Annotated in this window: 1 pseudogene; it reads right to left on the bottom strand. The window is 52.1% G+C overall.

Going from position 1 to position 240, the window contains the following annotated elements:
- Positions 1-240: pseudogene (locus tag E0D98_RS27240) on the bottom strand (hypothetical protein); the annotation flags it as partial.

Here is a 240-nt window from a genome sequence, read left to right as displayed (position 1 = left end):
CACAGAAATCACAGCCCTGTTCGGCATACCAGTGCTCCAGCGTGCAGCTGAAACGGCGGCTTAATTCTGCAACAACGTCGCTTTCCGGCTGACACCACGGCGTGTCGAAATCCACCTGAATGAAGTTGTCTCCCTGACTGCTGATATTCAGGTCATACCCACAAGGCCACTTCACGCCATACTGTTCGGTATACCAGTGATATGCAGAAGGAACACCGTTCAGAACACCACCGTTAAAGC

Origin of the sequence: Escherichia sp. KCJ4928 (genome assembly GCF_004352695.1) — a bacterium.
Classification (GTDB): Bacteria; Pseudomonadota; Gammaproteobacteria; order Enterobacterales; family Enterobacteriaceae; genus ECMA0423.
Note: the sequence above shows the minus strand (reverse complement) of the source record. Positions and strands in the feature narration are given on the sequence as shown.